Genomic DNA, 6,371 nt, shown 5'->3' with positions numbered 1-6,371 from the left:
CGCCTACGCCCAGTGGGAGACCCAGGCCGCTGACCTGGTCACCCAGTACTGGAACAGCTAAGACAACAACCGAAAGGGCCGGGATCCCGTACCACCGGGGTCCCGGCCCTTTTTCGGCATCCGCTGGTCGCGGCCCGGATGGTCACGGCGAGGGTGGGCCGGCGTGCCCGGCGTGGACATCAAGCCTGACGGGCCACGCCGGGCACGCCGGCCCACCCCCCAACCACAAGCCAGGCCAGGACCACCGACCCAACCAGAGCCTCTGAAGACAGCCAGCCAGCGACGTACAGTCGACCCGTGAGCGTCACCGAACCGATGCCCGCCGACACCCGGACCCCGACCGACGAGCCGACCCCCGGGGAACCCGGCAGCGTCCTGCTCCCCGGCCACGACGTACCCCTCGGCCGCTACACCACGGTGCGTCGCCTCCTGCCGCACCGCCGGCGCCGGATGATCGGCGCTTGGTGCTTCGTCGACCACTTCGGCCCGGACGACGTCACCGGCCGGCCCGGCATGCAGGTGCCGCCGCATCCGCACATCGGCCTGCAGACCGTCACCTGGCTGGTCGAGGGCACGATCCGGCACCGCGACAGTCTCGGCAACGACCAACTGATCCGGCCAGGTCAGCTCAACCTGATGACCTCCGGCCGGGGCATCGCCCACTCCGAGCAGTCCCCACCCGACCGACCGGCCGTCATGCACGGCCTGCAGCTCTGGGTCGCGCTGCCCGACGACGCCCGCGCCGACCCGCCGGCGTTCGACCATCATCCGACGGTGCCGGGGTGGCGGGACGGTGACCTGGCGGTCGCCGTGCTGGTCGGCGAGCTTGCCGGGGTCCGGGCGCCGGCCCGCGCCTACAGCCCGCTGCTCGGCGCGCAGCTGCACCTGCCGACCGGTGGCGCCGGCCGGCTGCCGTTGCGGCCCGACTTCGAGTATGGCGTGCTGGCGATGTCCGGCCGGGCCGAGGTCGACGGCGTCGAGCTGGCCCCGGGCACCCTGCTGTACCTGGGCACCGACCGGACCGAACTGACCGTGTCCGGTGCCGCGCCGGATACCCGGCTGGTGCTGCTCGGCGGTGAGCCGTTCGAGTCGCCGCTGGTGATGTGGTGGAACTTCGTGGGCCGGTCGCACGAGGAGATCGTCGAGGCCCGGGAGGACTGGATGGCCGGCCGCCGCTTCGGCACCGTCGCCGCCGACGACAGCGCTTCCCTGCCGGCACCGGACATGCCGGGCGTCCGCCTCAAACCCCGCGACCGGCACGGCCGCTTCTGAAGACCGTGGCGCGAAATGGCCCTGCCGAGGGCCGATCCGGGCCACGGTCCTCGACGGGGCCTTCGGTCCGCGCCCGGTGGCGTGGCGGGGGTCGTTGCGGGTAGTCGCGGGGCATGACCACCATGACGATCGCGGACACCGAGCAGCGCAAACGCGTGGTACGCCGCCTGGTGGGCGGTTCCCGCGGCTTCGCCGAGGAGTACGGCTTCCGGGTCACCAACAACCCGGCCAGCCTGTTCCAGCTGCTCTATTTGTCGATCCTGCTGCGTCAGCGCGGCGACTTCCGGCGAGCCGTCGCGGCCGCCACGGCGCTGCGGGACCAGGGCTGGGACAGCGCCGCCCGGATGGCCCGTTCGCTCGCCGAGACGCGGACGGCCGTACTGCGGGACGCGGGCCGGCGGTCCGACGCGGCGGAGCTGTCCGTCACGCTCGGCGACCTGGCCCGTACCGTGGTCGACCGGTACCGGGGCGACCTGCGCCGGCTGCGGGTCGAGGCCCGCTACCAGCCGGGTCGGGAACGGGCCCTGCTGAACCGGCTGCCGGGGGTGGACGACGAGGTGGTCGACCTGTTCCTGCGGGAGGCGCAGGCGGTGTGGCGTGAGGCGGCGCCGGTGGCGGACCGGCGGGCGCTGGTCGCCGCCCGCCGGCTGGGTCTGGGCCGGTCCGCCGACGACCTGGCCGACCTGGCCGGCAGCCCGCGCAGCGAGCGGTTGGCCTGGCTGGTCGGCGCGCTGGCCCGGACGGATCTGGAGAACCGGTACGCCGAGGTGCGGCGCCTGGCCGGCGCCTGAGCATTTTTCGCAAACCGCCTCCGAGCAGGGGTTACCGGCCCGTATGCTGAAGGCCGGCAGCGATGGCCCACCAGGTCGTGTCGAGCCATCCACCGCCCGGCGAGTGCGCCCGGTTCGGGCGCCCGGAGGTCGTCGGGGTTCGCCCGGACGTGGTGCCCCGGTCGTGCATGCGGTGCGTGGCCAGGGCACCTCGTCCGGTACCGCAGTGGCTCGCCGGCCGCGCCCGAGAACGCAGCCGCGGCGCCGAACACCTATCCCGCCGCCGGACGCCCGCCGCGCCGTCAGCGCACCAGTCCGGCGAGCAGGTTGATCGTCGCCGCGATGATCACCGCCCCGAACAGGTACGACAGCAGGGCGTGCCGCAGCGCGGTGGCGCGTACGTCGTGGTGGGTGATGTTGGTGTCGGAGACCTGGAAGGTCAGCCCGATGGTGAACGCGACATAGGCGAAGTCCGAGTAGCACGGCGGGGTCTTCTGGTTGAAGTTGATCCCACCGTCGATGCCGGTGTAGTAGAGCCGGGCGTACCGGGTGGTGAAGACCGTGTGCACGACGCCCCAGGACAGCAACACGCTGGCGATGCCCAGGACGATGTGCAGCGCCCGGGCGTAGCCCCGGATCTCCCCGGCGGTGCCCAGCACGTAGCCGATCGCCACCAGGCTGGTCAGGCAGGCCGACAGCAGCAGCACGTCGCGCAGCGGCCGGCTGGCGTCCTCGCGCAGCGCCAGCCGGGCCGTCTGGGCCGAACTCATCGGCCAGATCGTGTACCAGGTGCGGATCAAATAGAGCGTCGCGGCCACGTCCCAGCCGATCAACGGCGCGTAGGCCGGCGAGGTGAACACCGCGAACAGGCCACCGGCGACGACGCCGGCGAGCACCATCGTGACCAGTTGCACCGCCGCGGTGGTCGCCCGGGGCGGTTCGACCCGACGGTTGGTCCCGGCCGGCCCCGGCGTCACGGGCGGCCTCAGATGCTGCGCAGGTCCCGGGCGACCCGCCGGTGCCGCTTGTCCCTGGTCTTCGCGGCCCGCTCGGCCGCGCCCACCTCGGGCGCCGGTTCGGTCCGCGCCGACCGGACCACCTGGTTGGTGTTGGCGTACTGCACCGGCGGCAGGGCCCGCAGCGCGCGCAGCACCTCGTACGGCGCTCCCACCCGTTGCGCCTCGCGGATGATCGCCTCCTTGTCGGCCGGATAGTCCATCGCCGAGAGGTACTGCGTCACCTCGTCGTCGGTCGCCATAGCGTCGCGCTCCTCACCTCGTCGGCCGCGGTGGCAGCGGATACCCGGTACCGCGCTGATTACGCCGTACCCGCCCGGATCGGTGACGGTTTGTCCGTACCGGTGTGGGGTAGCCGCGGGGCGAGGCGCCGGGCCGGTCGCACGCACGGCTTCCGGAAACCGGCGTCCGGCCCGCGGGAGACCGGCGGACAGGAGGGACGGGAATGGACTACGACACGATGATCGACCTGGTCGCCCGGCGCACGGACCTGCCGTCGGAGCAGGCGGTCGACCTGACCCGGGTCACCCTGGAGGCACTCAACGAGCGGATCACCGCCGGCGAGGCGTTGGACCTGGCCGCGCAGCTGCCCAAGCCGTTGCAGGGGCTGCTCCGCCCGCCGGACGAGACCGCCGAGGCGTTCACCGCCGACGAGCTGATCCGCCGGGTCGGCCGAGAGGCGGGACTGCCCGGACCGGCGGCCGAGACCGGCGTACGAGCGGTGTTCGCCACCCTGCGTGAGGCGCTGCCCGGCGGCGGGTTCGACGAGCTGACCGCCGACCTGCCGGCCGACTTCCGCGACCTCGCACAACCCGCGCCGGTCACCCGCCAGGGCTAGGACCGGGTGTCAGGCGACCGCCCCGGCGGCCCGCAGGGCGGCGATCCGGTCGTCGGCCAGGCCCGCCTCGCGCAGCACCTCGTCGGTGTGCTCGCCCGGTTGCGGCGGCGGCCGGCGGATGGCGCCCGGCGTGCGGCTGAACCGGGGCGCCGGGGCGGGCTGTTCCACCCCGTCGTCCGGGGTGACGAACACCCGCCGGGCGGCCAGATGCGGATGCCCGGGCGCCTCCCGCCAGTCGAGCACCGGCGCCACGCAGGCGTCCGTACGCTCCAACAGGTCGGCCCACTCGTCCCGGGTACGGGTGCGGAACAGCGCCGCCCAGTGCTCCCGGGCCACCGGCCACCGGCCCGGGTCGGTGCGGTCCCCACCCTCGCCCTCGGGCGGCTGGAACCCGGTGCGGCGGACCAACTCCTCGTAGAAGCGGGGCTCCAGCGCGCCGACCGCGAGATACCGGCCGTCGGCACACTCGTACGTGTCGTAGAACGGCGCGCCACCGTCGAGCAGGTTCACCCCGCGCGGGTCCCGCCACATGCCCATCCGGCGCAGCGCGTGGATCTGGGTGGACAGCAGCGACACGCCGTCCACGATGGCGGCGTCCACGACCTGACCGGCACCGCCGGCCCGGACGTCGAGCAGCGCGCAGACCACCCCGAAGGCGAGCATCATCGCGCCCCCGCCGAAGTCGCCCAGCAGGTTCATCGGCGGCACCGGGCGGTCACCGGCTCGGCCGATGCCGTGCAGCGCGCCGGTCAGCGCCAGGTAGTCGATGTCGTGCCCGGCGTACGGGGCGTTCGGGCCGTCCTGCCCCCAGCCGGTCATCCGGCCGTAGACCAGCGCCGCGTTGACCGCGAGACAGTCGTCCGGGCCGAGGCCCAGCCGCTCGGTCACCCCGGGACGGAAACCCTCGACCAGGACGTCCGCCCGCCGGACCAGCTCCAGCACCGTCGACCGGCCGTCCGGGTGCTTCAGGTCCACGCCGATCGAGCGCCGGCCGCGCAGGAGCAGATCCGGGTGCGGCGTGCCGAACGCCGCCGGGTGCACCTCGGCGGTCCGGTCCACCCGGATCACGTCGGCGCCCATGTCGGCCAGCATCATCGCCGCGAACGGGCCCGGCCCGATGCCGGCCAGCTCCACCACCCGTACGCCGGTCAGCGGGCCACCGGTGGTGATCGTGTCGTCGGTCACCGGGCCACGATAGGACAACCGTGGCCCTCGGCGGATCACGGCGCGTTCCCAGGGAACTCCCAGCCGCCGTCCTTGCCAGCCGGACCGGGGTGCCCTAGCTTGGGAGCCCGAGGGGAGTACTTCCCAAGCACCATCCCGGTCAGTACGGCCGCGCACGCGCGCCCCGGGTGGTCACCCGCCCCGGCGGGTGAAGGAGACCTCGAACATTTCTTCATGTTCGAGGAGCCCCGATGACCGGTCCCAGCACTCTCGCCGCCAGCACGCTCACGTCGGTCGGCAGCCCCGTCCTCTGGACGGTCACCATCGTCGGGGTGCTGGCCCTGCTGGTGCTCGACTTCCTGGTCACCCGCCGACCGCACGAGGTCTCGATGCGCGAGGCGCTCGGCTGGTCGGCGTTCTACATCGCTCTGCCGCTCGTCTTCGGCCTCTTCCTCTGGTGGCGGTTCGGTGGCGCGCAGGGCGTCGAGTACCTGACCGGTTACCTGGTCGAGAAGTCGCTGTCGGTCGACAACCTGTTCGTCTTCATGCTGCTGCTGGCCGCGTTCGCCGTGCCGGCCGCGCTGGCCCAACGGGTGCTGCTCTACGGCATCGCCGGGGCGCTGGTGCTGCGCGCGGTGTTCATCGCGCTCGGGGCCGCCGCCCTGCAGAGCCTGGACTGGGCCTTCCTGCTGTTCGCCGCGATCCTCATCGCCACCGCGGTCAAGCTGCTGCGGGACGCGCTGTCCGGGCACCAGCCGGAGGTGGACGTGTCGAAGATGCGGTCGGTGCGGCTGCTGCGCCGGTTCATGCCGGTCACCGACGAATACCACGGCCCGGCGTTGACCACCCGGGTCGGCGGGCGGCGGGCGCTCACCCCGCTGGCCGTGGTGACGGTCGCCGTACTGGCCACCGACATCGTCTTCGCCGTCGACTCGGTCCCGGCCGTGTACGGCATCACCGAGGACCCGTACCTGGTCTTCGCCACGAACGCGTTCGCCCTGCTCGGCCTGCGGGCGTTGTACTTCGTCCTGCACGCCGCGCTGTCCCGGCTGGTGCACCTCAGCTTCGGCCTGGCGATCATCCTCGCCTTCATCGGCCTCAAGCTGGCGCTGCACTGGGCGCACGGGGTCTGGTCCGCGGTGCCGCAGATCCCGACGCTGGCCTCGCTCGGCGTGATCATCGGGATCCTGGTGGTGGTCACCCTGACCAGCCTCCGGGCCACCCGGACCCGGCAACCCGTCACAACCGGCCAGGACTGACCGCACCGGCGGGCCGGCAGCGCGGGGCCGCGGCCACGGCGGCCGATCAATT

The 6,371-nt window shown here is 73.2% G+C and carries 7 protein-coding genes; 4 read left to right on the top strand and 3 right to left on the bottom strand.

The genetic code is table 11. From position 1 onward, the window contains the following. Window positions 1-297 precede the first annotated feature (297 nt). Both ACFOX0_RS25650 and ACFOX0_RS25645 read left to right on the top strand, forming a co-directional pair. Window positions 298-1,272 (top strand): pirin family protein, encoded by a 975-nt coding sequence (locus ACFOX0_RS25650; protein ID WP_377550522.1) that lies wholly within the window; start codon window positions 298-300, stop codon window positions 1,270-1,272. Window positions 1,273-1,385: 113 nt separating this feature from the next. Then, window positions 1,386-2,063, top strand: a complete 678-nt coding sequence (locus ACFOX0_RS25645) for a hypothetical protein (RefSeq protein WP_377550520.1) — start codon at window positions 1,386-1,388, stop codon at window positions 2,061-2,063. 281 nt (window positions 2,064-2,344) lie between these two features. Here the strand turns inward: ACFOX0_RS25645 and ACFOX0_RS25640 are convergent, their stop codons facing one another. Both ACFOX0_RS25640 and ACFOX0_RS25635 read right to left on the bottom strand, forming a co-directional pair. Further along, window positions 2,345-3,019: a DUF1345 domain-containing protein gene (locus ACFOX0_RS25640; RefSeq protein WP_377550518.1), complete on the bottom strand. Its 675-nt coding sequence runs from the start codon at window positions 3,017-3,019 to the stop codon at window positions 2,345-2,347. Window positions 3,020-3,027: 8 nt separating this feature from the next. After that, entirely contained in the window at window positions 3,028-3,300 is a 273-nt protein-coding gene (locus tag ACFOX0_RS25635; protein ID WP_377550516.1) for a DUF2795 domain-containing protein, read from the bottom strand. A gap of 203 nt (window positions 3,301-3,503) precedes the next feature. Between ACFOX0_RS25635 and ACFOX0_RS25630 the strand changes: the two genes are divergently transcribed. Further along, window positions 3,504-3,896, top strand: coding sequence for a DUF2267 domain-containing protein (locus tag ACFOX0_RS25630; protein ID WP_377550514.1), 393 nt, complete (start codon window positions 3,504-3,506; stop codon window positions 3,894-3,896). 9 nt (window positions 3,897-3,905) lie between these two features. Here the strand turns inward: ACFOX0_RS25630 and ACFOX0_RS25625 are convergent, their stop codons facing one another. After that, window positions 3,906-5,081: a CaiB/BaiF CoA transferase family protein gene (locus tag ACFOX0_RS25625; protein ID WP_377550512.1), complete on the bottom strand. Its 1,176-nt coding sequence runs from the start codon at window positions 5,079-5,081 to the stop codon at window positions 3,906-3,908. Window positions 5,082-5,311: 230 nt separating this feature from the next. Between ACFOX0_RS25625 and ACFOX0_RS25620 the strand changes: the two genes are divergently transcribed. Next, the gene (locus ACFOX0_RS25620) at window positions 5,312-6,319 is read left to right on the top strand and encodes a TerC/Alx family metal homeostasis membrane protein (RefSeq protein WP_377550511.1); all 1,008 of its coding nucleotides are present in this window, start codon (window positions 5,312-5,314) and stop codon (window positions 6,317-6,319) included. The last annotated feature ends 52 nt before the right edge of the window (window positions 6,320-6,371 follow it).

Source organism: Micromonospora zhanjiangensis (genome assembly GCF_042650605.1).
In the GTDB taxonomy this organism is placed as follows: domain Bacteria; phylum Actinomycetota; class Actinomycetes; order Mycobacteriales; family Micromonosporaceae; genus Micromonospora_J; species Micromonospora_J zhanjiangensis.
The sequence above is the reverse complement of the archived record's forward strand: the minus strand, read 5'-3'. Positions and strand labels throughout refer to the sequence as shown.

Coding starts and splice junctions, on each gene's coding strand:
- ACFOX0_RS25645 (WP_377550520.1), top strand. CDS start 1,386: ATGACCACCATGACGATCGCGGACACCGAGCAGCGCAAACGCGTGGTA.
- ACFOX0_RS25635 (WP_377550516.1), bottom strand. CDS start 3,300: ATGGCGACCGACGACGAGGTGACGCAGTACCTCTCGGCGATGGACTAT.
- ACFOX0_RS25630 (WP_377550514.1), top strand. CDS start 3,504: ATGGACTACGACACGATGATCGACCTGGTCGCCCGGCGCACGGACCTG.
- ACFOX0_RS25620 (WP_377550511.1), top strand. CDS start 5,312: ATGACCGGTCCCAGCACTCTCGCCGCCAGCACGCTCACGTCGGTCGGC.